The 23,853-nt window shown below is 59.9% G+C and carries 24 protein-coding genes and 2 pseudogenes; 11 read left to right on the top strand and 15 right to left on the bottom strand.

The window, feature by feature from the left end; all coding sequences use genetic code 11:
* Positions 1 to 52 precede the first annotated feature (52 nt).
* Positions 53 to 1,084, top strand: coding sequence for a LacI family DNA-binding transcriptional regulator (locus tag ACTJKS_RS00230; RefSeq protein WP_047295927.1), 1,032 nt, complete (start codon positions 53 to 55; stop codon positions 1,082 to 1,084).
* 114 nt (positions 1,085 to 1,198) lie between these two features.
* Here the strand turns inward: ACTJKS_RS00230 and ACTJKS_RS00225 are convergent, their stop codons facing one another.
* Positions 1,199 to 2,071, bottom strand: coding sequence for a LysR family transcriptional regulator (locus ACTJKS_RS00225; protein ID WP_041066394.1), 873 nt, complete (start codon positions 2,069 to 2,071; stop codon positions 1,199 to 1,201).
* 121 nt (positions 2,072 to 2,192) lie between these two features.
* Here ACTJKS_RS00225 and ACTJKS_RS00220 point away from each other — a divergent pair, with 121 nt between their 5' ends.
* The 3 genes from ACTJKS_RS00220 (at position 2,193) to ACTJKS_RS00210 (ending at position 4,901) form a co-directional block, all read left to right on the top strand.
* Entirely contained in the window at positions 2,193 to 2,633 is a 441-nt protein-coding gene (locus ACTJKS_RS00220) for a PACE efflux transporter (protein WP_108183572.1), read from the top strand.
* 126 nt (positions 2,634 to 2,759) lie between these two features.
* Positions 2,760 to 4,184, top strand: coding sequence for an MFS transporter (locus ACTJKS_RS00215; RefSeq protein ID WP_262948249.1), 1,425 nt, complete (start codon positions 2,760 to 2,762; stop codon positions 4,182 to 4,184).
* 156 nt (positions 4,185 to 4,340) lie between these two features.
* On the top strand, positions 4,341 to 4,901 hold the full coding sequence (locus ACTJKS_RS00210) for a hypothetical protein (protein WP_222019368.1): 561 nt from the start codon (positions 4,341 to 4,343) through the stop codon (positions 4,899 to 4,901).
* Between the two features lie 107 nt (positions 4,902 to 5,008).
* Here ACTJKS_RS00210 and ACTJKS_RS00205 read toward each other — a convergent pair.
* The 3 genes and pseudogenes from ACTJKS_RS00205 to ACTJKS_RS00195 form a co-directional block, all read right to left on the bottom strand.
* Positions 5,009 to 5,431: pseudogene (locus ACTJKS_RS00205) on the bottom strand (methyl-accepting chemotaxis protein); the annotation flags it as partial.
* 120 nt (positions 5,432 to 5,551) lie between these two features.
* Positions 5,552 to 6,328, bottom strand: a pseudogene (locus ACTJKS_RS00200) (PAS domain-containing protein); the annotation flags it as partial.
* A 407-nt stretch (positions 6,329 to 6,735) separates the two neighbouring features.
* The gene (locus tag ACTJKS_RS00195; RefSeq protein ID WP_108183575.1) at positions 6,736 to 7,626 is read right to left on the bottom strand and encodes a LysR family transcriptional regulator; all 891 of its coding nucleotides are present in this window, start codon (positions 7,624 to 7,626) and stop codon (positions 6,736 to 6,738) included.
* A gap of 99 nt (positions 7,627 to 7,725) precedes the next feature.
* Between ACTJKS_RS00195 and gstA the strand changes: the two genes are divergently transcribed.
* A complete protein-coding gene (gene gstA / locus ACTJKS_RS00190; RefSeq protein ID WP_262948248.1) occupies positions 7,726 to 8,319 on the top strand; it encodes a glutathione transferase GstA in 594 nt (197 codons plus the stop codon).
* 123 nt (positions 8,320 to 8,442) lie between these two features.
* Here the strand turns inward: gstA and ACTJKS_RS00185 are convergent, their stop codons facing one another.
* From ACTJKS_RS00185 to ACTJKS_RS00170, 4 genes are all read right to left on the bottom strand, one after another.
* Complete coding sequence (locus tag ACTJKS_RS00185; RefSeq protein ID WP_108183577.1) at positions 8,443 to 9,456, bottom strand: ABC transporter substrate-binding protein; 1,014 nt, start codon at positions 9,454 to 9,456, stop codon at positions 8,443 to 8,445.
* Complete coding sequence (locus tag ACTJKS_RS00180; protein WP_262948247.1) at positions 9,453 to 9,980, bottom strand: sigma-70 family RNA polymerase sigma factor; 528 nt, start codon at positions 9,978 to 9,980, stop codon at positions 9,453 to 9,455. Before ACTJKS_RS00180 ends, ACTJKS_RS00185 begins: the two co-directional genes overlap by 4 nt.
* 199 nt (positions 9,981 to 10,179) lie before the next feature.
* The gene (locus ACTJKS_RS00175) at positions 10,180 to 10,971 is read right to left on the bottom strand and encodes a phosphate/phosphite/phosphonate ABC transporter substrate-binding protein (protein ID WP_262948246.1); all 792 of its coding nucleotides are present in this window, start codon (positions 10,969 to 10,971) and stop codon (positions 10,180 to 10,182) included.
* A gap of 44 nt (positions 10,972 to 11,015) precedes the next feature.
* A complete protein-coding gene (locus ACTJKS_RS00170; RefSeq protein WP_108183580.1) occupies positions 11,016 to 11,957 on the bottom strand; it encodes a fatty acid desaturase in 942 nt (313 codons plus the stop codon).
* A 324-nt stretch (positions 11,958 to 12,281) separates the two neighbouring features.
* On the opposite strand from ACTJKS_RS00170, the gene ACTJKS_RS00165 reads away from it, so the two are divergent.
* On the top strand, positions 12,282 to 12,689 hold the full coding sequence (locus tag ACTJKS_RS00165; RefSeq protein WP_440828787.1) for a GNAT family N-acetyltransferase: 408 nt from the start codon (positions 12,282 to 12,284) through the stop codon (positions 12,687 to 12,689).
* A gap of 82 nt (positions 12,690 to 12,771) precedes the next feature.
* On the opposite strand, the gene def is transcribed toward ACTJKS_RS00165, so the two are convergent.
* From def to ACTJKS_RS00150, 3 genes are all read right to left on the bottom strand, one after another.
* The gene (def, locus tag ACTJKS_RS00160) at positions 12,772 to 13,311 is read right to left on the bottom strand and encodes a peptide deformylase (protein WP_047295954.1); all 540 of its coding nucleotides are present in this window, start codon (positions 13,309 to 13,311) and stop codon (positions 12,772 to 12,774) included.
* A 2-nt stretch (positions 13,312 to 13,313) separates the two neighbouring features.
* Complete coding sequence (locus tag ACTJKS_RS00155) at positions 13,314 to 14,264, bottom strand: YihY/virulence factor BrkB family protein (protein ID WP_108183583.1); 951 nt, start codon at positions 14,262 to 14,264, stop codon at positions 13,314 to 13,316.
* A gap of 164 nt (positions 14,265 to 14,428) precedes the next feature.
* Positions 14,429 to 14,620 carry a CsbD family protein gene (locus ACTJKS_RS00150; protein WP_027612573.1) on the bottom strand — a complete coding sequence of 64 codons (192 nt, stop codon included), beginning with the start codon at positions 14,618 to 14,620 and terminating at the stop codon, positions 14,429 to 14,431.
* Positions 14,621 to 14,816: 196 nt separating this feature from the next.
* Between ACTJKS_RS00150 and ACTJKS_RS00145 the strand changes: the two genes are divergently transcribed.
* Positions 14,817 to 15,194: a hypothetical protein gene (locus ACTJKS_RS00145; RefSeq protein WP_041068691.1), complete on the top strand. Its 378-nt coding sequence runs from the start codon at positions 14,817 to 14,819 to the stop codon at positions 15,192 to 15,194.
* 210 nt (positions 15,195 to 15,404) lie between these two features.
* Here ACTJKS_RS00145 and fadD1 read toward each other — a convergent pair whose 3' ends face one another.
* A complete protein-coding gene (gene fadD1 / locus ACTJKS_RS00140; RefSeq protein ID WP_108183584.1) occupies positions 15,405 to 17,102 on the bottom strand; it encodes a long-chain-fatty-acid--CoA ligase FadD1 in 1,698 nt (565 codons plus the stop codon).
* A gap of 361 nt (positions 17,103 to 17,463) precedes the next feature.
* Positions 17,464 to 19,152: a long-chain-fatty-acid--CoA ligase FadD2 gene (fadD2, locus tag ACTJKS_RS00135; RefSeq protein ID WP_041068686.1), complete on the bottom strand. Its 1,689-nt coding sequence runs from the start codon at positions 19,150 to 19,152 to the stop codon at positions 17,464 to 17,466.
* A gap of 242 nt (positions 19,153 to 19,394) precedes the next feature.
* Here fadD2 and ACTJKS_RS00130 point away from each other — a divergent pair, with 242 nt between their 5' ends.
* Positions 19,395 to 20,339 (top strand): alpha/beta hydrolase, encoded by a 945-nt coding sequence (locus ACTJKS_RS00130; protein ID WP_108183585.1) that lies wholly within the window; start codon positions 19,395 to 19,397, stop codon positions 20,337 to 20,339.
* A gap of 43 nt (positions 20,340 to 20,382) precedes the next feature.
* Positions 20,383 to 20,853, top strand: coding sequence for a MaoC family dehydratase (locus tag ACTJKS_RS00125; protein ID WP_003227420.1), 471 nt, complete (start codon positions 20,383 to 20,385; stop codon positions 20,851 to 20,853).
* A gap of 141 nt (positions 20,854 to 20,994) precedes the next feature.
* Here ACTJKS_RS00125 and ACTJKS_RS00120 read toward each other — a convergent pair whose 3' ends face one another.
* Positions 20,995 to 21,462 carry a ferritin-like domain-containing protein gene (locus ACTJKS_RS00120; RefSeq protein WP_025112834.1) on the bottom strand — a complete coding sequence of 156 codons (468 nt, stop codon included), beginning with the start codon at positions 21,460 to 21,462 and terminating at the stop codon, positions 20,995 to 20,997.
* Between the two features lie 206 nt (positions 21,463 to 21,668).
* On the opposite strand from ACTJKS_RS00120, the gene ACTJKS_RS00115 reads away from it, so the two are divergent.
* Together ACTJKS_RS00115 and ACTJKS_RS00110 are read left to right on the top strand one after the other, a co-directional pair.
* Positions 21,669 to 21,905: a DUF3820 family protein gene (locus ACTJKS_RS00115; protein WP_003213031.1), complete on the top strand. Its 237-nt coding sequence runs from the start codon at positions 21,669 to 21,671 to the stop codon at positions 21,903 to 21,905.
* A gap of 31 nt (positions 21,906 to 21,936) precedes the next feature.
* Positions 21,937 to 23,118: an aminotransferase class V-fold PLP-dependent enzyme gene (locus tag ACTJKS_RS00110; RefSeq protein WP_041068670.1), complete on the top strand. Its 1,182-nt coding sequence runs from the start codon at positions 21,937 to 21,939 to the stop codon at positions 23,116 to 23,118.
* A 5-nt stretch (positions 23,119 to 23,123) separates the two neighbouring features.
* Here the strand turns inward: ACTJKS_RS00110 and ACTJKS_RS00105 are convergent, their stop codons facing one another.
* Positions 23,124 to 23,849 carry an intradiol ring-cleavage dioxygenase gene (locus tag ACTJKS_RS00105; RefSeq protein WP_108183586.1) on the bottom strand — a complete coding sequence of 242 codons (726 nt, stop codon included), beginning with the start codon at positions 23,847 to 23,849 and terminating at the stop codon, positions 23,124 to 23,126.
* Between the last annotated feature and the right edge of the window lie 4 nt (positions 23,850 to 23,853).

The following is a 23,853-nucleotide window of genomic DNA, read 5'->3' as shown; positions in this document are numbered from 1 at the left end:
CATCAGGACAGCGCTACCTTAGTGCCTTGATTTTTGTTTGGCAAGCCGCCCGATGACCACCCCTAAAAACGATAAAAACACTCGCACCACCGGCCGTCCCACCCTTAATGAAGTTGCCCGCCTTGCCGGCGTGAGCCCGATTACCGCGTCCCGCGCCTTGCGCGGGGTCAGCACCGTGGCCACCGAACTGGTGGAAAAAGTGCAGAAAGCCGCGCTCGAACTCAATTACGTGGTCAACCCTGCCGCCCGCGCCCTGGCCTCGGCGCAGAGCCATTCAGTGGTGGTGCTGGTGCCGTCGCTGTCCAACCTGTTGTTCATCGATACGCTGGAAGCCATTCATCGGGTGCTGACACCCAAGGGCTTCGAAGTGCTGATCGGCAACTTCCACTATTCACGCGATGAAGAAGAAAACCTGCTGCGCAATTACATGGCTTATCAGCCGCGTGGTTTGCTGTTGACCGGGTTTGATCGCACGGAAAGTTCGCGACGGATGATCGAGGCCAGCAACATTCCCTGCGTGTACATGATGGAACTGGACAGCGCGGCCGGCGTGAATTGCGTGGGTTTCTCGCAGCTCAGCGCCGGCGAAACCGCGGCCGAACATTTGCTCTCGCGCGGTCGCAAGCGTCTGGCCTATATCGGCGCACAACTCGATCAGCGCACCTTGTTGCGCGGCGAAGGTTTTCGCAAAGCCCTGCAGAAGGCCGGGCGCTATGACCCGGACCTGGAAGTGCTGACCCCGCGCTCCTCGTCGGTGGGATTAGGCGGAGAGCTGTTCCTGCAACTGCTGGCGGCGCATCCGGACGTCGATGCGATCTTCTTTGGTAACGACGACCTGGCGCAGGGCGCCCTGCTCGAAGCGCTGCGCAACGGGATCAAGATCCCCGAGCAGGTGGCGATTCTCGGCTTCAACGACTTGCCGATGTCCGAGCACATGGTGCCGCGCCTGAGCAGCATCAACACCCCGCGCGAGGCGATTGGCCGGCGCGCGGCGGAGCAGATGTTGACGTTGATGGCCGGCAACAGCGTGGCGCGGCCGGTTGAGGATATGGGTTTTGAATTGAAGATTCGCGAGAGTACCTGAAGCCCCTTCCCATGTAGGAGCTGCCGAAGGCTGCGATCTTTTGATTTTGCTTTTCAAGATCAAGATCAAAAGATCGCAGCCTTCGGCAGCTCCTACAGGGGGAATGTGTTGCGGTCAGTGGCTGAGCAGTTCGACGAGGGCCGATGCGCCCTTCTGCAGTGGCTGGCTCTTGAGCCACACCGCGTGCACGGGCAGTACCAGGCCGTTTTCGATGTTGCGAAAATTCAGGCGCTGCAAGCGCCCGCTGTCCAGCCACGGCTGCACCACCGACAACGGGAAATTGCCCCAGCCCAGTCCTGCCTCGACCATCTCCAGCGCCGCCTCCAGCGTATCGGTGCGCCAGTGCGATTCGGCCACCAGCGGCCGGGTTTCGCTGATCGGCAAGTCGCGACTGGCGACGAAGATCTGCCGCACATGCACGAGATCTTCGAGAAACAGATCCTGCCCCCGCAACAATGGACTGTCTGCCGCCAGCGTGGCGATCATCCGTTCGCTGCCGACAAACTGAAAACGCTCCAGCACGTTCATGCTCAACCCGGCGAACGCCAGACAGACGCTGACGCGGCCACGGTGCAGCATCGCCAGCACATCGTCCTGCGGCGCGGTCAGCACTTCGATGTCGAGCAACGGATGACGCTCGGCAATCACCTTGATCGCGGCGAGCAAGCGCCGGCGATCGATGTCGGCGACCACACCAATCGACAGCTTGCTCTCCAGCCCCAACGACAACTCCACCGCGTGCACTTGCAGCTGCTTGAGCTGCTCGGCAATCAACCGCGCATGGGGCACCAGTGACAGCGCCATCGCGGTTGGCTGCGGTTCGCGATGGCTGCGGTCGAACAAGGCATAGCCAAGCTCCGCCTCAAGATTGCCGATGCCCATGCTGACCGCCGAAGGCACCCTGCCCAAAGCGCGGGCGGCGGCGGAGAACGAGCCACGATCAATCACCGCAAGAAACAGCTCGATGCTGTCGCTGTTGAAATTCAAACCACCACCTATCACCAAAACTGAAAGCTACTGACTTTTTCTGTCACCACTATTGAAGCTATCTTTCGCCGCCTCCGCCAGCCCCGCTGGCCAACACATTGCAAGAAAGAGGCAAATCCCCATGCAAGGCGTCAAACGCAAACTGGTCTATGTATCGCTTTACGAAGTGATCGGCATGACCTTCTCCGCCCTCGGCCTGGCGCTGTTGTCCGGCACTTCACCGGGCAGCACCGGCCCGCTGGCGGTGATCATCACCACCATCGCCGTGACCTGGAATTTCATCTACACCTCGCTGTTCGAGCACTGGGAAAGCCGCCAGCAGTCACGCACCCGCACGGTCAAGCGGCGTATCGCCCACGCCGTGGGTTTTCAGCTGACACTGATCGTGTTCCTGATCCCGCTGATCGCCTGGTGGATGAACATCAGTCTGGTGCAGGCGTTCCTGCTGGATCTGGCGCTGATTATCTTCATCCCGTGCTACACGTTCACCTTCAACTGGCTGTTCGATCGCATTTTCGGCCTGCCGGCCTCAGCGCTGCCCGACTCGGCCGCAGCGGCATAAATCGTTAATTCGTAAGCAGTTATTGCGAAAAATCGGCGGTATCTGCGGGAGAACCGCCGATATTCACAATCCATCCACTCCGATAGCAGGCTAAGCTTTTCCATCAATAAAAAATGGACCAGCCCCATGACTGCTCACGCCCCCGCCGCCGCGCCATGCGACGGCATCGATCCGATACGCGCCGCCGAGATTTCCGCTCGCATCGACCGCCTGCCCGCCGTCGCCACCATCTGGCGACTGGTGGCGCTGTTGTCGATTGGCGGCTTCTTCGAACTCTACGATTTGTTCCAGACGGCCTACATCAGCCCCGGGCTGATCCGTGACGGGATCTTCGCCACCGGCAATCAGGGTGTGTTCGGTTTCTCCGATCAGGCGGCGTTCGCGTCGGCGACCTTCCTGGGTCTGTTTCTCGGCGCCAGCCTGCTCAGTCCGTTGGCCGATCGTTTCGGCCGCCGCGCGATCTTCACCTTTGCGCTGGTCTGGTACACGGTGGCCACGGTGCTGATGGGCATTCAAAGCTCGGCGCTGGGCATCATCTGCATGCGTTTTCTGGTGGGGATTGGCCTCGGTATCGAGCTGGTGACCATCGACGCCTACCTCTCGGAACTGGTGCCCAAGCGCATGCGCAGTTCGGCGTTTGCCTTCGCCTTTTTCGTGCAGTTTCTCTCGGTGCCAGCGGTGGCGTTGATGTCGTGGTGGCTGGTGCCGCAGGCGCCGTTCGGTGTGTCGGGCTGGCGTTGGGTGGTGCTTGCGAGCGCGGTGTTTGCGCTGTTCATCTGGTGGCTGCGCAAGCGTCTGCCGGAGTCGCCGCGCTGGCTGGCGCAGCATGGGCGTTTCGATGAAGCGAACAAGATTCTCGACGCCATCGAAGCCCGCTGCGAGAAGGATCACCGACAACCGCTGGACGCCCCGGAAGCGGTGCCTGTGGATGTCGAGGGCAAGGGCCGTTTCGCCGATATCTGGCAACCACCGTATCGGAGTCGGGCGCTGATGTTGATCGTGTTTCACGTGTTCCAGGCGATCGGTTTCTTCGGTTTCGGCAACTGGCTGCCGGCGCTGCTTTCCGGCCAGGGCGTGAGCGTCACTCACAGCCTGATGTACGCCTTCATCATCACCCTGGCCTACCCGCTCGGGCCATTGCTGTTCGTGAAGTTCGCCAACCGTTTCGAGAACAAATGGCAGATCGTCGGCTCAGCCCTTGGCGCCATGACCTTCGGCACCTTGTTCGCGTTACAGACCAGCGCCTTCGGCCTGATCTTCTGCGGGGTGATGATCACCTTCTGCAACGCTTGGCTGAGTTTCAGTTATCACTCGTACCAGAGCGAACTGTTCCCCACCAACATCCGCGCCCGGGCGGTGGGTTTCTGTTATTCGTTCAGTCGCTTGTCGACAGTGTTCAGCAGCCTGTTGATCGGGTTGTTCCTCGACCACTTCGGCACGCCCGGCGTGCTGGCGTTCATCGTCAGCAGCATGCTGATCGTGATGCTGACCATCGGCGGGTTCGGCCCGCGCACGCGCAATCTGGCACTGGAAAACATTGCCCATCGCTGACGGCCACACGGTCATCCTCTGCCGCCCGGCGGCAACGGATGACCGCCTGATTGCGCATGCACCAACAGTAAAGCCTTGAAATAGCGGGATTTGCTGCAAAGGCACGCTAATTGCTCGGATATGCCCGTCAGCAATTATCCAAAGGTCTCCATCATGATGTTGGTCAGTGCCAAACAGCAGCAACTCATCCACCTGCCCAAGCGGTTGGCGGATGACGCGACCACGACCGCCGCTGCCGGTCTGCAAAGCGGCCTGCACGGCGCCATGTTGCAATCGCTGCAGAACCAGACTCAGTCGCAAGCCACCGATGCGACCTCCAAGGTCCAGGATTCGGCCACGCAGATCGCCACCCAGCAAGTGGCCGCCGCCACGCGCATCAGCGATAACGTCGACGAAGCCTTCGCCAAGACCCGTGTCGGCCTGCAAACCACCGACGCCACGACTGCCGGCAGCACCAGCGGCACCTCGGCCACCGACGCGTTCAAGGACTACATGAGCAAGTCGCCGGAACAGCGTCTGCGCGACAGTATCCTTCAAAGCATGGGCATCACCGAAGACGACATCAAAGCCATGCCGCCGGAGAAACAACTGGCCATCGGCAAAGAGATCGCCGAGCGTCTGCAGGACAAGATGAAACTGGCGCAGACGGAAAAAGACAACGCCAATGACGTCAAGGACAGCGACAAACTGGCGGACAAGTTTCTCGCGGCGCTTTGACTGCAAACCCATGTAGGAGCTGCGGCACGCTGCGATCTTTTGATCTAAAAAAACAAAATCAAAAGATCGCAGCGTGCCGCAGCTCCTACAGGTGTTCGGCGTGGCGGCTAATTCAATTGCAACGTCGCATTGAACTGCCCGATCGCATCCACCACATGTCGCGAACCCTGCTGAATCTCCAGGATCACCTCCCCCGCCTCGTTCGCCAGTTCCACACCCAGCCCGGTGCGGCTCAGGCTCGACTGCATGCTCGACACCGCGCTCAGCGACAGGTCATGGTTTTTGCGCACCACTTCGACAATCTCCAGGGTCGCCTGACTGGTGCGCGCCGCGAGACTGCGCACCTCATCCGCGACCACGGCAAACCCGCGCCCGTGCTCACCGGCCCGGGCCGCTTCGATGGCGGCGTTGAGCGCCAGCAAGTTGGTCTGGTCGGCGATCCCGCGAATGGTCTGGACGATGGTGCCGATGATGTCCGACTGCTTGTTCACCGCATCGATGCTCCGCGCCGCTTCGTTGAGGTCGCGGGAAATGTCCTGGATGATCTGAACCGTCTGCTGCACCACCTGTGAGCCTTTTTGCGCGCAGGCATCGTTCTGTACCGAGGTGCTGTGGGCCGATTCCGCGGCGTTCTGCAGCGTGGTCATCTGCTGGGTGATGTCACTGGCAAACTTCACCACCTTGTACAGACGGCCCTTGGTGTCGAACAGCGGGTTGTACGAGGCTTCGAGATAAACCATCTGTCCGGACTTGTTCTTGCGCTCGAAACGGTGCGAGTGATATTCGCCGCGATTGAGCGACGCCCAGAACGCTTTGTACTGCGCCGATTCGGATTCGGAACGGTGGCAGAACAGGCTGTGGTGATGGCCGACGATTTCCGGCAGCGTGTATTGCATGGTGCGCAGAAAGTTGTCGTTGGCGGTAATCACATTGCCTTCCGGGGTGAACTCGATCACCGCCATCGAACGGCTGATTGCCGCCAGCATGCTTTCTTCTTCGTGCTCTTTGTTGACCCGGGCGGTGATGTCGGCGGCAACTTTTATGACGCTTCTGACTTGTTTGTCCGGGCCGTACACCGGCATGTAACTGGCTTCAAGCCAGATCTCCCTGCCGGACTTGTTCAAGCGCAGAAACGTGCCGCTGATCGGCTCGCCCCGGGCCAGGTCACGCCACAATCTGGCGTATTCCTCGCTGCGGTAAAACGCTTCTTCGCAGAATACCCGGTGATGTTTGCCACGCACTTCCTCGGCGCTGTAACCCATGGTCTTGCAGAAGTTTTCGTTGGCATCCAGAACAATGCCTTCGGGGGTAAATTCGATCATCGCCATCGAGCGGCTGATCGCTTCGAGCTTGGCGTTGGCTTCGGTCAAGGCGCAGCTGAAACGCTCGATTTCCTGCAGGTCAGCCTTGTGATGTAGGTTGAACATGGTTGTATCACCTTCCGCGCGGTCTTTTGATTTGATGAAAGTTCAGGTCTTTCAGAATCCACCACTACGTTCCACAGAACAGGCACACGCATTCCTCCATGGGAGGAAGTTGTCAGGTGATAAATGATGTTTAATCCGAGCGTGCATGCCGCGACGCTCTCATCAAGACATCCTTCTCTTGATAGCCCGCGAGCGGGCCAGCCCTAACGTGCAGAAGAACTTCCATGTACAACTGGCTCCTTGTTGGTTCAGTGTCCGGTGCCTTTGATTGCGCACTCTGGCAGCGTTGAAATCACGGCTAACCGATGACGGTCGACATAGTTAGTTACAGCTAGCATAGCCAGCGCCCTGCCACGCGCAAGGCCACTAGTCGGCCAGTATCTGGCACTTTTTGCACAAGAAACGGTTCAGCGAACGGAGGCAAGCGAAGTCTCCGCCACCAAATCCAGCAGCGCCTGAACCGCTGCCGACGCCGTCTGCCCCGCAGGCAACACCAGCGAAAACACCCGCTCGACAGGTGGTTGCAGAGCAATCACGCGCAAGCCCTGACGGTCGACCGGCAAGGTCATTTCCGGCACCAGCGTCACGCCGAGGTTTTCCCGCACCAGCGTGAAGGCGCTGCTCCACTCGCGTACCTCGACCCGCACATCCTGCAACTGCAAACAGGCTTCGGCGGCAAGGCTGCGGACGTTGGTCGAGCAACCGCCGGTGGCCAGCACAAAGGGCAGCGCGGTCAGTTCTTGCAGGGTGACGCCTTGCTCGGTTCCTCGCAGCGCCAGCGGATGGCCCGTCGGCACGACCGCCACCCATTCATCACGGCCCAATGGCCCGGCATTGCGCTCGGGGGCCGGGTTGAGCACCACACCGACATCCACCAGACCGGCCGCAAGCAAGGTTTCCACCTCGTCATCGCTGACCTCCAGCGCCACCACTTCGATCCCGGGGTACAGGCGATTGAACTGGCGCAGCAGCGGCGGCAGAAAACTCGCCAGGACCATGGGAAAACTTGCCAGGCGAATCGTCCCGCGCAGCATCGGGCGCACGCTGTCGACGGTCTGGCGAATGGTTTGCAGCGCGCCGAGCATTACGCGCGCCTGCTCAATCACCGGCAGCCCAATGGCGGTGGGCAAGGTTTGCCGGCTTTCGCGACTGAACAGTTGCACACCGAGGGTTTGTTCCATCAGCGCCAGGGCCTGGCTCGCGCCGGACTGCGTCATGCCGACCCGCTCGGCCGCGCGGGTGATGTTGCCGTGATCGGCCACAGCGACCACCAGCCGCCAATGCATCAGGTTCATCATGACAGTAGCTGTCCTTATGGCTGCTTTCTGAAAGATTAATTTTACCGAGGGTGCGGCGCACTATGACACTGGCGCCAAATCCTCACCAGAGAGCTGCCGATGAAGCTGTATTACGCCCCGCAAGCCTGTTCGCTGGCGCCGCACATTGTGTTGCGCGAACTGAAGCTGTCCTTCGTACTGATCCGCGTCGACAACCGCAGCAAGCGCACGGCCAGCGGCGAAGACTTCCTGGCAATCAATCCCAAGGGCTATGTCGCCGCCCTGCAACTGGACAACGGCGTGGTGCTGACCGAAGGCCCGGTGATCCTGCAATATCTGGCGGATCTGCAACCACAGTCAGGGCTGGCGCCGGCGCCCGGCAGTTTCGAACGGCTGCGTTTGCAGGAGTGGCTGAATTTCATTTCGAGCGAGATCCACGGCGGTCTTGGTGCGCTGTTCGATGAGCGGTTGCCGGCCGAGGTCATCAAGGAGAAGTTGTTCAAGCGTTTTGCCGTGTTGGTCACGGTGCTGGAGCAGCAGGAGTATCTGCTGCCGAGCGGCTTCAGCGTGGCGGATGCGTTGTTGTTTGTGGTGCTGCGTTGGGCCGGGTTGTTTGACATTGACCTGGCGCAGTGGCCGGCGCTGGCGCGGTTTCAGGCGCGGATTGAACAGCGGCCGACCGTGGTGGCGGCATTGGCAGCGGAAGCGGCGTAAGTCTTTAGATCATTCGCGAGCAGGCTCGCTCCCACAGGAGGTTGTGCAGGCCAAAATCCCCTGTGGGAGCGAGCCTGCTCGCGAAGGCGTTCGCTCAAACAACGCAGATCAACCGGCAGAAACTCAAAGCCCCGCCGTCACCTTGCTCGCCACCTCCCCCGGCACCCACGCCTGCCACACCTGCGGCTGATCGCGCAGAAACGCTTCGGCGACCTGCCGCGGTGGCTGGCGCTTTTCGCTCATTCCGGCCAGCGTCTGGTTCAGCAGATCAATCGGCAAGTCGACTTTCTCGAAGAACGCCACCAGTTCCGGGTATTGCGCCTTGAACGGCGCCGACACGCCAATCGCCAGGCTGGCCGGCATCGAGCGGGTGCCCTTGGGATTCGGATTATTGGCATCGGCCAGGGTTTTCCAGGCCTCGGCATCGAACGGCGGTTCTTCGAGTTTTACCAGTTTGAAGCGACCGAGCAGCGGCGTCGGCGACCAGTAGTAGAACAGCACCGGTTTGCCGCGTTTGATCGACGACGCCACTTCGGCATCCAGCGCCGCGCCGGAGCCGGTGCGGAAGTTGACGTAGCTGTCGCTCAGCGCATAGGCCTTGAGCTTCTGGCTGTTGACGATCTCCGAAGTCCAGCCGGTCGGGCTGTTGAGAAAGCGTCCACGGCGCGGGTCTTCCGGGTCGCGGAACACGTCCTTGTAGCGCGGCAGGTCAGCCACCGATTTCAGCTCCGGGGCCAATGGTTTGATACCGCGCTCGGGGTCGCCCTTGATCACGTATTCCGGCACCCACCAGCCCTCGGTTGCGCCCTTGACCGTGTCCCCAAGGCCGAACACCTTGCCTTCATTGGCAGCCTTGACCCACGCCGGACTGCGCCCGGCCCATTCCTCGCCGATCACCTGAATATCGTTTTTCGCCAGCGCCGCTTCCAGGCTGACGGTGCTGCCCGGCAGCGTGTCGGTGGGGTAGCCGTAGCCTTTCTCGACGATCAGGCGCAGCACTTCGGTGATGAAACTGCCGCTTTCCCAAGTGATGTCACCGAAGTGGATCGGCGCGGATTTTTCGCTGGCGGCAACGGCGCCAATGCTCAGGCTCAGTGCCAGCAACGAACGGCCGAGCAGGGTTTTGATCGATCTCATGCGGACCTCTTGTCTGTCAGGATTTGGTTGGCGCTGTGGCGGTCGCACAGGGCCTGGGAACGGCTCATGTAAACGCTGACCGAACGCTGCGAGATGCCCAGTTCGGCGGCGATTTGCGGGTAGGTCAGGCCATCGATCCGCGCCAGCAGGAAGGTCGAGCGGACCTTGCCGGGCAGGCGTTGCAAGCTATGGTCGAGGCGCTTGAGGGTCTGGCTCAGGTGTGCGAGTTCTTCAGGCGAAGTGGCGACATCGACGCCGATCTGCTGCGCATGCCGGCGCTCCAGATCCGCCCGGCGCCAGCGCTGATAGAGCAAGCGTTGGGCAATTGTGGTGAGCATCGCGCGGGGTTCACGTATCGCCGTGACACTGGGCGCCTGAAGCAATTGCGCGAAGGTTTCGGCAGCGATGTCTTCCGCGTTTTCGGCGTCGTGCAACTGCCGGCGCAAGTACGTGCATAGCCAGCGATAGTGGGCGCGGAACAGCACGTCGAGATGATTGTGGTGAACGGTGTCGGCGCCGGACATAGGGGCTCCTGGGTAAGGGGTCGCTGAATGTCCGGTGATCCGGTGGCGCGATCGTAGCAAGGCGCCTTATGCATTAATAATATTTATATTTCATTTTTATATTCTTTTTGGAGATATAAGAGCGAAAGATCGCAGCCTTCGGCAGCGCCTGCATTTGAAATGCGCTCAACCTGTAGGAGCTGCCGAAGGCTGCGATCTTTTAGCGCAAGCGGCCATAGCCCAATTCTTCAGCCTCACGCTGATAGTCGAGCACAACCCGATAATCGCTTTCACTGGCCGGCAACACCTCAGGCAAGCCAAGGATCTGCGCCACATCGGGCAGTTCACGCAACGCCCGATTCATCACCTCGCGCAGGTGTTCGACCTGCTCATCAGTGGCAGTAGCAACCGTAATAAACGGCAACGTCGGGCTCAACGCACTGCGCGCCACCACCCGCAAACCGCTGACGTCTTCCGGCGCATGCTGAGCGAGATAGGCATAGGTCACGCTGTCGACAGCCGCCAGATCGGCGTGGCCGTCCCGCAACCAGCGCAAACTCTCGCGGTGTGCGCCACTGATACCGACCGTGGCGAAGAACTGCCCGTCGCGCTGCAACGGCGCCAAGCGCTGGCGCAACAGATTCATGCCACTGTTGGAGTCTTCACTGTTGATCACCCCGCGAATGCCACGAAAATCCGCCAGGGTTTTGCGCACATCATCGGCACGGCTGAGGATCAGGCTGCAGTGATTGCCGGCGCTGGCGTCGGGCAATTCGTAGCGCGGGCGACCGACGATGCGCACCTGATCGCGCAGCAAGGTCATCAACGGGTAGCCGCAGGTTTGCGTCAGTAGCAGATCGGGCGACAACCACAGTTCGGGCAGCGACAGGCTGGCGGCGTTCAGGCGGGAGTGGCCGAGGTGTTTGAGGATGCGGGAAATCCAGCGCTCGTTGGCCGCGCGAATGGGCTCGGGGGCGGTGTACATCAGCAGTTCGAGGTGGTGTTGGGTCATACACATTTTTTCCCTGCAAATACTTACCTGTGGTGTTCCTGGGGTCAGTGGAAGGGATGCTCGGGACTGTCGATCGGCTTGAACCCGTGGCGCCACCACAACTGCCCATAACCCTGCACCAGAAATCCGCCGCTACGCGCGACCCATTGCTCGCGGCGCATACGGTAAGCCTGGGGCAAGTCGTACCACGCCAGCCCCGGCAGGTCGTGATGCACCAGATGAAAATTCAGATTCAGAAACAGCCAGCGCCATGGCCAGCCGGCCTCGTTGAGCACGGTGCGTTGCTCCGGCTGTGCGTGCGGGCGGTGTTCGTAGTAGGAGCGGATCATCGCAATCGACAGCGCCGGTACGCTGATCAGCAAGAGATAATGCCAGACCGGCAACACGCTGAAGCGCGCGACAAAGCACAGCATCAGCACGGTGAACGCACCGTGGGTCAGCCACATTAGCCAGGCTTGCCGCTCGCGGTTTTTCAGGCGTTGCAGTTCTTCCGCGGCCAATGCCAGCAATGCCAGCGGCGCGCCAATCGCGAACCGCCCGAGCACGGTCTTGTTCAGCCAGTGCAGGCTGCGTTCGAACAAGGAACTGCCCTGCCAACGCACCGCCGTCAGATAACGGCTTTCCGGATCGACACCGGGCACTGTCAGGTCTTCATCGCGGTGATGCAACAGATGGCTGTCGCGATACAAGGTGTACGGGTACCACACCGCAAAGGGTGCATAGCCGAGGATTTTATTGCAAAGCACCGAACGGGTCGGATGTCCATGCAGCAACTCATGCTGCACTGACAGCCACAGCACCAGCAGCGGAATCAGCAGCAATGAGCTCAGGCCGCGCCCCAGCCATGCGCTGTTGAGGATGATCGCAAACCAGCCGCCATACACGCCGATCAGCAACAGCCATGTCGGCCATTCGGTGCGGGCGGTGAAGCGCTGGCGCAGGGTTTCGATTTGCTGGCGATGGTCGGCGTCGAAGTAATTCGGCATGGCGTGGCTCGGAACGGGAATCTTCCCCTTCTGTGCAACGAAGCCGGGCAATCTTGCAGATTATTTTTGCGCTGAGGCGGGAGCCCGGAGGACGGACTCCCGAGGGACGTGATCAATGACCGAAAATATCGACCTTCTTGGTTTTTTTCTCTGCACGCTTTTCAATCGCCGTCTTGGCCGGTTTCTTCTTCGCGGCTTTCTTTGAATCCATACCTTTGGACATGATGCGTACTCCACTCACAGGGATGTAGGCTCAGGTATACACCTATCGCGCGGCGCGCGTTCTTTTATAATCGGCGCTTTGCCCGCCGCCAGTCCGATCCTATGTCCGATATCCAGTACAGCCTGCTCGATGAGCCTTTGTGGCCGTTGATGAACAAGTTTTACCGCCGCCACCAATCGTCGATGAAAGCGGTGCGCGATGCGCAACTGTGGGTGGCCCGTCGCGAGGAAATCGTTGCCGCGCTGTGCTTGCGACCGGTGGTGGGCGGCCACTGGTTGACCGGATTGTTTGTTGATCCGGGTTGCCGCGAGCAAGGAATTGCCGGGCAGTTGATCGCGGCGGCGGTGAAGGATGTGCAGGAACCGGTGTGGCTGTTCTGCCATCCGGATTTGCGCGGGTTTTACGAGCGGCGTGGCTTCAGCTTCGATCCTGCCCTGCCCTATGCAATGGCCGAACGGTTGAGCCGGTATGCGCGGAGCAAGCCGATGATTGCGATGGGGCTTGTTTGAAGATCAAAAGATCGCAGCCTGCGGCAGCTCCTACAGGGATTGGTGTAGGAGCTGCCGAAGGCTGCGATCTTTTGATTTTTGCTTAATCGTCTGCGCTCGGATCAAGATCCGGGAACATCACTTCGGTAAAACCGAACTTGCTGAAATCAGTAATCCGCGAAGGATACAAGCGGCCGATCAGATGATCGCATTCGTGCTGCACCACCCGCGCATGAAAACCTGAGGCCACGCGCACGATCGGTTCGCCCTTGGGATCAAAACCTTCGTAGCGAATCTGCTGATAACGATCCACCGCGCCACGCAAGCCGGGCACCGACAGGCAGCCTTCGAAACCCTCCTCGGTCAGCGGACTCAACGGCGTGATCAGCGGATTGATCAGGATCGTCTGCGGCACCGCTTCGGCGTCCGGGTAGCGTTCGCTGTGCTCGAAACCGAAGATCACCAGTTGCAGATCGACGCCGATCTGCGGCGCGGCCAGGCCAACTCCGCCGACGCTTTCCATGGTCTGGAACATGTCATCGATCAGTTGCCACAGCTCGGGGCTGTCGAACATCTCCGGCGGCACTGGCGGGGCGATGCGCAGCAGACGTTCGTCGCCCATTTTGAGGATTTCACGAATCATGATCAGGCTTCGTCAGTGTCCGGCTTGAGCGAATGATCGCGCCCCAGGCCCGAGACGTGTTGTTTGGGATGTACATCGAGTTCGCCGGGGACTTTCTCGCCCGCGTCCTTGCCCTCGCTGGACATGTGTTCGATCACCGCATTCATCTCCGCGCCGAGCAACAGCACCGCCGAGGAAATGTAGAAATACAGCAAAAGCACGATGATCGCCCCGATGCTGCCATACATCGCGTTGTAGTTGGCGAAGGTTTTGACGTAGAACGCAAAGCCCAGCGAGGCGATGATCCACACCACCACGGCCAGTACCGAACCGGGGGTGATGAAACGGAACTCCTGTTTGACGTCGGGCATCACGTAGTAGATCAGCGCCACCGCGACCATCATCAGAATCACGATCACCGGCCAGCGCGCAATCGTCCACACGGTGACGATGAAGTCTTCCAGCCCTACCTGCGCGGCAATCCAGCCCATCACTTGCGGCCCGAGCACCATCAGCGCGGCGGCTACCAGCAGCATGCCGGCAATGCCCACGGTGTAGAAAATCGACAGTGGAAAGCGTTTCCAGATCGGCCGTCCCTCGACCACGTCATACGCGGCATTCATCGCGCTCATCATCAGGCGCACACCAGCCGACGCGGTGTACAGGGCGATGACGATACCCACCGAGAGCAAGCCGCCCTTGGACTGCTGCAACTGATCGATCACCGGGTTGACCTGCTCCAGTGCCTGCGGCGGCAATACCAGTTCCGACTGCAGACGCAGCCAGCTGAAGAAGTCCGGCAGGTGCAGGAAACCGATCAAGGCGATCAAAAACAGAATGAACGGGAACAGCGAGAACAGCATCTGGTAGGCCAGTGCCGAGGCGTAGGTCGACATCTCGTCGTCGACGAATTCGGTGACCGTGCGCATCATCACTCGATGCAGGGGCAGACCTTTCATGTCCGGAAAAATCATTCGCGTCTCCTTTCGCCGCATTACAGGTTGAAGTCGTGGCGACTCAGGGGCCGTTTTTTACATCACGGTAGCCTACTTGGCGACCTTCGTGGATGACCGTCGGGTTTTGACACAAAAACGGCCATCCTTGGATGGCCGTTCGTGTGTTTCGTTCAAGGCGGGAATTACGCCTTGTCGACACCTTTCTTGATGGCGTCTTTGGCTTTGCCGACAGCTTGCTGGGCTTCGCCTTTTTTCTCTTGCAGCTTGCCTTCGGCTTGCAGCTTGGTGTTGTCGGTGGCTTTACCGACACCTTGCTTGACGTTGCCGACGGCTTCGTTGGCCATGCCTTTTACTTTATCGCCAGTGCTACTCATGGTGTTTCTCCTTGGTGCATTGAAGGGGAAAAGTCAGTACGTAATGATTGACTGGCCGGGTTTGCCACGAGTTTCATTTATTTTTGCCCTTCATTTCGTCGTGCAATGCAGGTTGGGCTTTATGTTTGCCCCCCAAGCCCCGAGAATGCGCAGCTATGGGCGCGCTGCGCCAACGATCAGACCCCGCAGGAATGTTATGAAACTCGATAAAAAGCAGGCCATTGCCCGTCGCAACCAGGAACTGGGCGGCGCTGTGCTCGGCACCAACAACTGCCACTTCGCCGAACTGAACCGCAACCGCAACATCTGGTGGTTCGACCTGCCGGTGTCGCGTCTGGCCGTCGGTCAGTACGAGTGGATTCACCTGCTGATGCACACCCCGGCTACCGACGAACTGCTGCACCTGAAAGTACCAACCGTGTTCCTGCGGGAAAAGCTCGAAGGCCTGGTGATTCGCAACGAAGGCAAGCGCAAGGCGGCGTTGAGCCTGGAATTGAGTGCAGACAAGGATTCGTACCTGCAGGACATGCGTCCGGCGGGGACCAACGTGAATTTCGCGCCGTTTCGGCAGTAACCGTTCCTCGTGGCAACTGGACTCCGTGGCGAGGGAGCTTGCTCCCGCTGGGCTGCGAAGCAGCCCCATAACCCCGTGTCAGTTGAGTCCTGACACACCACATTCACCGTACTTACGACTGCTGCGCAGCCGAGCGGGAGCAAGCTCCCTCGCCACAGGGTCGAAGAACGCCGCCCAATAAAAAGCCCCGCATTTGCGGGGCTTTCTGTATTACGCGGCGTTCTTCGCCTTGATCTTCTTCAGCTCCTCGTCACGCAGCTCGCGGCGCAGGATCTTGCCGACGTTGGTGGTCGGCAGCGCATCGCGGAATTCCACCGAACGCGGCACCTTGTAACCGGTGACGTTGGCGCGCATGTGTTCCATCACGGTTTCCTTGGTCAGGGTCACGCCCGGTTTGGCCACGATGAAGATCTTGATCGCTTCGCCCGACTTCTCGTCCGGCACGCCGATGGCCGCGCACTGCAACACGCCCGGCAAGGTCGCCAGCACGTCTTCCAGTTCGTTCGGGTAAACGTTGAAACCGGACACCAGGATCATGTCTTTCTTGCGATCGACAATGCGCATGTAGCCATCGGGCTGGATCAGCGCGATGTCACCGGTCTTCAGCCAGCCTTCGCTGTCGAGGATCTCGTCGGTGGCTTCCTGACGCTGCCAGTAGCCCTTCATCACTTGCGGGCCCTTGACGCACAGCTCGCCGATTTCGCCCATGGGCTGCTCGACGCCGGCATCGTCGATGACTTTGCACAGGGTCGACGGCACTGGAATGCCGATGGTGCCGATCTGGATGTTCTGGATCGGGTTGACCGTGGCCACGGGGCTGGTTTCGGTCATGCCGTAACCTTCGCAGATCGAGCAGCCGGTCACGGCTTTCCAACGCTCGGCCGCGGCCAGTTGCAGGGCCATACCGCCGGACAGGGTGACTTTCAGGTTGGAGAAATCCAGCTTGCGGAAACCTTCGTTGTTGCACAGCGCCACGAACAGTGTGTTCAGGCCGACGAAACCGCTGAACTTCCACTTCGACAGTTCCTTGACCATCGCCGGCAGGTCGCGCGGGTTGCTGATCAGGATGTTGTGGTTGCCGATCAGCATCATCGCCATGCAATGAAAGGTGAACGCATAGATGTGGTACAGCGGCAACGGGGTGATCAGGATCTCGCAGCCTTCGTTGAGGTTGGAGCCCATCAGCGCCTTGCACTGCAGCATGTTGGCGACGAGGTTGCGATGGGTGAGCATCGCGCCTTTTGCCACGCCGGTGGTGCCGCCGGTGTATTGCAGTACCGCGACGTCGCTGCTGTGCGGGTTGGCTTCGGTCACTGGCTGGCCCTGGCCCCTGCTCAGCACGTCATTGAACTTGACGGCTTTAGGCAGGTGATAGGCCGGCACCATCTTCTTCACGTACTTGATCACGCTGTTGATCAGCAGGCGCTTGACCGGCGGCAGCAGGTCGGCGACTTCGGTGACGATGACGTGTTTGACGCCGGTTTTCGGCACCACGGCTTCCGCCAGGTGCGCCATATTGGCCAGACACACCAGGGCTTTGGCGCCGGAGTCGTTGAATTGGTGTTCCATTTCCCGCGCGGTGTACAGCGGGTTGGTGTTGACCACGATCAGCCCGGCGCGGATCGCACCGAAGACGGCGACCGGGTACTGCAGAACGTTGGGCAGTTGCACGGCGATTCGATCACCGGGCTGCAAGTCGGTATGCTGTTGCAGATACGCCGCAAACGCACCGGACAATTCGTACAGTTCACCGTAGGTGATTGTCTTGCCCAGGTTGCTGAAAGCCGGTTTGTTGGCGAAGCGTTGGCAGGACTGCTTCAACACTGCCTGAATATTCGGGTACTCGTCTGGATTGATGTCGGCAGCAATTCCAGCCGGGTATTTATCCTTCCAAAAGTCTTCGATCATGGAAGCCCACTCCTCAGCAACGCGAATTCTTCACCGCATTTGATGCGATTATTATTGGTGTGTGTTTTGTATTGGTGAATCTGGCTTTTCTACAGGCCGAGAAGTCACAAAGCGCGCCGAGAGTAGCAGCTTTGCCAAGGGCCGACTAGAGCCAAAAGCGGCCTCCATGGTCACTTTAATGACTCAAGACTTTCTAACAGTCATTTTAGAGCAAAAATCCTATATCACCCTGAAAGCCCCGGTTTTCCGGGCCTTCACCCCCAAAAAGGATCGCGGGCAAGCCCGCTCCAACAAGGCTGATGAAGATCCCTGTGGGAGCGTGGCTTGCCCGCGATCCGCGCAACGCGCGGCCATTCACCGATCAGGCGATATCGCGCAACTCCCGCCGCAAAATCTTGCCGACCGGCGTCATCGGCAATGACTCACGCAGCACGATGTGTTTCGGCACCTTGTAGGCCGTGAAATTCTCTTTGCAGTACGCCTTGAGCTCTTCGAGGCTGACCCCGGTTTCCCGCGCCACCACAAACAGCTTCACCGCCTCGCCCGAACGCTCGTCCGGCACACCGATCACCGCGCAGTTGGCGACTTTCGGGTGAGCCATCACCACGTCCTCGATCTCGTTGGGGTACACGTTGAAACCCGAGACGATGATCATGTCCTTCTTGCGGTCGACGATGCGCACGAAGCCGTCCGGGTCGATCACCGCAATATCACCGGACTTGAACCAGCCCTCGGCGTCCAGCACTTCGGCGGTGGCCTCGGGTTTGTGCCAGTAGCCTTTCATGATCTGCGGGCCTTTGATACACAACTCGCCGCGCTCGCCCATCGGCTGCTCGACGCCCTCGTCATCAATGACTTTCAGCAGCGTACCCGGCACCGGCAGGCCGACCGTGCCCAGGCGCGACTTTTCGCCATACGGGTTGGTGCAGGCCACCGGCGAGGTTTCGGTCAGACCGTAACCTTCGGTAATGCGGCAACCGGTGATCTGCTCCCAGCGCTCGGCGGTGGCCTTGACCAGCGCGGTACCGCCGGAGTTGGTCAGCTTGAGGCTGGAGAAATCCAGAGTCTTGAAGTCCGGGTGATCCATCAGCGCGACGAACAACGTGTTCAGCCCGAGCAACGCCGAGAATCGCCAGTTCTTCAGTTCCTTGATGAAGCCGGCGATGTCTCGCGGATTGGTGATCAGCACGTTGTGGTTGCCGGAAACCATCATGCACATGCAGTTCGCAGTGAAGGCATAGATGTGATACAGCGGCAGCGGCGCCACCATCACCTCCTGCCCTTCACGCAGCAGTGGCTGACCGTCAGGCCCCAGTTGGGCGAGACAGGCGCGCACTTGTTGCATGTTCGCCACGAGGTTGCCGTGGGTCAGCATCGCGCCCTTGGCCAGCCCGGTGGTGCCACCGGTGTATTGCAACACGGCGATGTCGTCGAGGCTGACTTTCAGCGGTTTGATTCCCAAACCACGGCCCAGCCGCAGCGCACTCTTGAACGAGATGGCCTGCGGCAGCGAATAGTCCGGGACCATTTTCTTCACTTTGCTGACCACAGTGTTGATCAGCCAGCCCTTGGCGGTGGGCATCAGATCGCCCATTTTCGCTTCGATCAGGTATTGCAGGTCGGTGTCCGGCAGCACTTCCTGGACCTTCTGCCCGAACATGTTCAGGTACACCAGCGCCCGGGCACCGGAGTCCTTGAACTGGTGGCGCATCTCGCGCGCGGTGTACAGCGGGTTGGTGTTGACCACGATCAGCCCGGCGCGCAAGGCGCCGAACACGGCAATCGGATATTGCAGCACATTGGGCATCTGCACCGCGATGCGATCCCCCGGCACCAGGTCGGTGTGGGCTTGCAGGTAACCGGCGAACGCCGCGCTGTAGCGCTCGAGTTCCGCGTAGGTCAGGGTCACGCCCATATTGCTGAAGGCCGGACGGTCCGCGAATTTCTTGCAGGAACGCTCAAACACCTCGATCACCGACTTGAACTCGCCCATGTCGATGTCCAGGGGTACGCCGGCGGGGCGTTTGTCATTCCAGAAATCAGGTTGCATTGTTCTTGTCCTCTTTACCTGAATCGATCCGGGAGCCGCTTTTCTGTGGTTTCGCGCTTACCCCTGAGGGCACAAAGCAAAAAGCGGAGCTTCACGGACACTAGCAGTTATGGCCATTGAGGCAAATAAGGGCAATGGCGACATTGATCGTATGAATCTTCCTGCCGTGGCGTGAGCTGATCGGACGCGCTATACAATGCAACGACTGCGGGCCGTAACCGCTCGATCAAAAAGGAATTGCCATGATCCACCGTGCCTTCTGGCTGGACGCGAGTGACCGCAGCCGCCTGTTCGTCAACCAGTGGCTGCCCGCCGCGCCAATGAAAGCAGTGATCCTGCTGGCCCACGGCATGGCCGAACACAGCGCTCGCTACGAAAGGCTGGCGAATGCGTTCTGCGAACAAGGCTACGGTGTGTACGCCCCGGATTTGCGCGGGCATGGCAAAACCGCCGAACACGGGACGCTCGGGCATTTCGCCGATGACGACGGCTGGTGCAAAGTGATCGGCGATCTGGCCAGCCTCAATCAGCACATCGGCCAGCAGCATCCCGAGGTACCGATCATCCTGCTCGGGCACAGCATGGGCAGCTACCTCGCCCAGGGTTACCTGCTGCATCACAGCGCCAGCCTGCACGGGGCGATTCTCAGCGGCTCGAATTTTCAGCCTGTCGCGCTTTACGGCGCGGCGCGGCAAATCGCCCGTTTCGAAAAACTGCGTCAAGGCGGCAAGGGCCGCAGTGCGTTGATCGAGTGGTTGTCATTCGGCTCGTTCAACAAAAAATTCAAACCGGCGCGTACCCCGTTCGACTGGCTGAGCCGCGACCCGGTGGAGGTCGATCGCTATGCCAGCGACCCGCTTTGCGGCTTTCGCTGCACCAACCAACTGTGGATCGACTTGCTCGGCGGCTTGCAGCAGATCAGCAAAGCGTCCAATCTCGCCCAGATCGACCCGGGCCTGCCGCTGCTGGTGATCGGCGGTGAATGTGATCCGGTGAGCGAAGGCAAACGTCTGACAGATCTGGCCGAAGCGTTGCGCTCGGCCGGCAGCCAGAACCTGCAACTGAAGATCTACCCGCAGGCACGGCACGAATTGTTCAATGAAACCAATCGCGACGAAGTGATCGCCGATGTGCTGGCCTGGATCGACCAGGCGCTGAGCCATCGTCGCCCTCATCGCAGCGAATAATTTTTTGTGGATTCACTTTAATCCGTCACAGGAATCAAGACCGATGACCCAGGTTACCAACATCCCTTACGAAGCCCTCGAAGTCGGCCAGACCGCCAGCTACAGCAAGACGGTGGAAGAGCGCGACATTCAGCTGTTCGCCGCGATGTCCGGCGACCACAACCCGGTGCACCTGGACGCCGAGTTCGCCGCCGCCAGCATGTTCAAGGAACGCATCGCCCACGGCATGTTCAGTGGTGCGTTGATCAGCGCGGCCGTGGCGTGCGAGCTGCCTGGGCCGGGCACCATCTACATCGGTCAGCAAATGAGCTTTCAGAAGCCGGTGAAGATTGGCGATACCCTGACCGTGCGTCTGGAAATTCTCGAGAAATTGCCGAAGTTTCGCGTGCGCATCGCCACTCGCGTGTTCAACCAGCGTGATGAATTGGTGGTGGATGGGGAGGCCGAGATTCTCGCGCCGCGCAAGCAACAGACTGTGACCCTGCCGACGTTGCCGGCGATCAGCATCGGCTGATGGAAAAGATCGCAGCCTTCGGCAGCTCCTGCCCTGGAATGCGATCCCCTGTAGGAGCTGCCGCAGGCTGCGATCTTTGGCTTCTCCCTCACGCATAAAAAAACGCCAGACTAGCTGGCGTTTTTTATAACCTGCAAACGCTTACGAACGCGCGCGAGCTTGGTTACGCAGGGCTTTCACCTGGTCGTGGTTGCGTTGTACGCCGTGGTACTGACGCTCAACCAGGTCACGGATGCCGACCAGGTTGTGCTTGTTGATTTTCTCGATGGCTTCACGATAAGCCTTGAGTGCATGGTCTTCACCGCGCTCGGCTTCGTTCAGTACAGCCTCTTCATCCTTGCCGGTGAACATGGCTTTGACGTCGACCCAGCGACGGTGCAGGTCACCGCTGACGCTGGTAGAGGTTTCCGGATCACCGCCCATCGAGCGCACGGTAGCCTGCAGTTCGGCAGCGGCAGTGGCGCAATCGGCAGAACGCTTGGCGAACAGCGCTTTGAGTTCTGGATGCTTGATGTCTTCGGCGCAAGTCTTGAACCCTTCCTGACCGTCCTTGCTGGTTTCGATCAGGTCGTTGAGTACAGAGATGGCTTCTTTATTCATGTCAGTCATTTTTCAATTCCTTGCGGTTGGTTGAAGATGCAAGGGTTATTGCAGTGTGCGTGCCAGCTTTTCAATTAAAAATAAATCCTTATTTTTCAACAAGTTAAATATATTTGAACTATCTGTATCACGGTTATTTGCATGATCTGTCATTTGGCCTGCATGCAGAATGCCTGTATTTTCCAGAGTGTTCCGAAGCCAGATGATTGCCCCTGATGAATCCTGAAAAACTCGAACTGCTGATCACCCGTGAAATGCCCTTTGGCAAGTACAAGGGCCGCATCATTGCCGACCTGCCGGGCCCTTATTTGAACTGGTTCGCTCGCGAAGGCTTCCCTCACGGCGAGCTCGGCGGACTGTTGGCGCTGATGCAGGAAATCGACCATAACGGTCTGTCGGAGCTGCTTGAACCGCTACGCGCCAAACACGGCAAACCCGCCCCGCGCCACTGAACCGCCCTCCCCCTCCTGAGCCGAGTCGACCATGCCTGACAACACACGCCGCGCCCGTGACGAAGCATTCTGGCAAACCTTCGCCGATCGCTACGAAGCACAAACCGGTCCGCTGAACCTGGAAAACGGCTACTTCGGACGCATGTCGCGCACGGTGATCGAGGACTACCAGCGCAACATCGAGCTGATCAACACCCGCAACTCGGTGTATGTGCGCCAGCGTTTCGAGCAACACGACAGCCTCGACATCCGCGCGCAACTGGCCGAGACGATCGGCGTGCGTGCGCAGAGCATCGCCTTCACCCGCAACGCCAGCGATGCGCTGCAGTCGCTGATCCGCAATTACAATCGCCTGCAGCCGGGCGATCAGGTGCTGATCTGCGACCTGGAATACGACACGGTCAAAGGCGCCATGCGCTGGCTGGCGCGCCATCGCGGTGTGGAGGTGATCGAGATCAGCCACACCCATCCGGCCACTTTCGACAGCCTGCTGGATACCTATCGCGAAGCCTTCGTCCGCTATCCAAAACTCAAGCTGATGGCCCTGACCCACGTGACTCATCGCACGGGGCTGGTGATGCCGGTGCAGGCCATCGCTGCGCTGGCGAAACAACATGACGTAGACATTATCCTCGACGGCGCCCACGCCCTCGGCCAGATAGAGTTCAACCTTGAAGCCTTGGGCATCTCGTTCGCTGGCTTCAATCTGCACAAATGGATTGGCGCACCGTTGACTCTGGGTTTTCTGTACATCGCCCCGCAGCGCCTTGCCGACATTGATCCGGACATGGGCGAAATGCACTTTCCGGCCAGCGACATCCGCGCGCGCACGCCGTACAGCACACCGAACATTCCGGCGTTGATGTCCCTGCCGCTGGCGCTCGAGGAGCATCGTTCGCTCGGCGGCGCAGCAGCCAAGGGCGCGCGACTGAATTACCTGCGCAACCTGTGGGTCAGCGCCGTGCGCCACTTGCCGGGGATCGAAGTGATGACCCCGGACGATCCGCGCTTGTATTGCGGCATCACCTCGATGCGCTTCACTCGCCACACCGATCAACAGGCGATGGTCGAACGCCTGCTCGATGAGTACCACTTGTTCACCGTGGTGCGTAACGGTGCGGCGAGCGGGCCGAGCATCCGTATCACTCCGGGATTGACCACCACGGCGGCTGACATGCAGTTGCTGACCCGTGCACTCAACGAGCTGCGCTGATCCGTTCACACAGTGTACTTGTCGAAGTCCTCGGGCTTGATCTGCGACGAGGCGGCAAAGGTGTCGATGCCGATGGTCAGGTGGCCGAAAAAACCGTCCTCGTGCGATTCACGCCCGATCGGCCACACCGTCAAGGTTGAGCCCTCGCCGCCCATGTTGGCGTAGTAGCTGTCCTCGGCGTTGTTCAACGGTGCAGAGGCCCGCCCGCGATAGTCCCGGGCATTGAGCACGGCGCGGGACACCACCTCGGGAAAATACAGCTGACCGACCCAGGCCACGTTGCGCTCATCCAGATATTCACTGCCGCTGACCATGCGCACGGCCACATGAATGTGCAGCGCCCGACCGGCATAGAACCCCGGATAGATGGTGGTGAAGCGCGCCCGTCCCTGCTGATCACAGAACTGGCTGCCGCGCAGGTAGGTGTCATCATCGGTACGCGGGATCGAGCCGATGGCATCGGTGTCGACCTCCCGATCCGGATTGATCCGGCTCCACCCCGAATAGGCGCCCCGCGCATTGCAGTGCCAGATATCCACCAGCGCGCCGCTCACCGGCTCGCCGGTCATCGCGTCGACGATCGTCAGGCGCAGCAGCAGTGGCAGGCCCTCGGCGCCCTCGCTGATATTGCGTCGCAGTAATTTGGGGTTGCGGAAATACGGCCCGGCGATCTGCTCGGGCGCCAGTTGATACACCGGTTGGGGTGTTGCGGCTGAAGTGTCTCGTTCCATGACG

This window comes from Pseudomonas sp. 22189, assembly GCF_052045635.1.
In the GTDB taxonomy this organism is placed as follows: Bacteria; Pseudomonadota; Gammaproteobacteria; order Pseudomonadales; family Pseudomonadaceae; genus Aquipseudomonas; species Aquipseudomonas parakoreensis.
The sequence above is the reverse complement of the archived record's forward strand: the minus strand, read 5'-3'. Positions and strand labels throughout refer to the sequence as shown.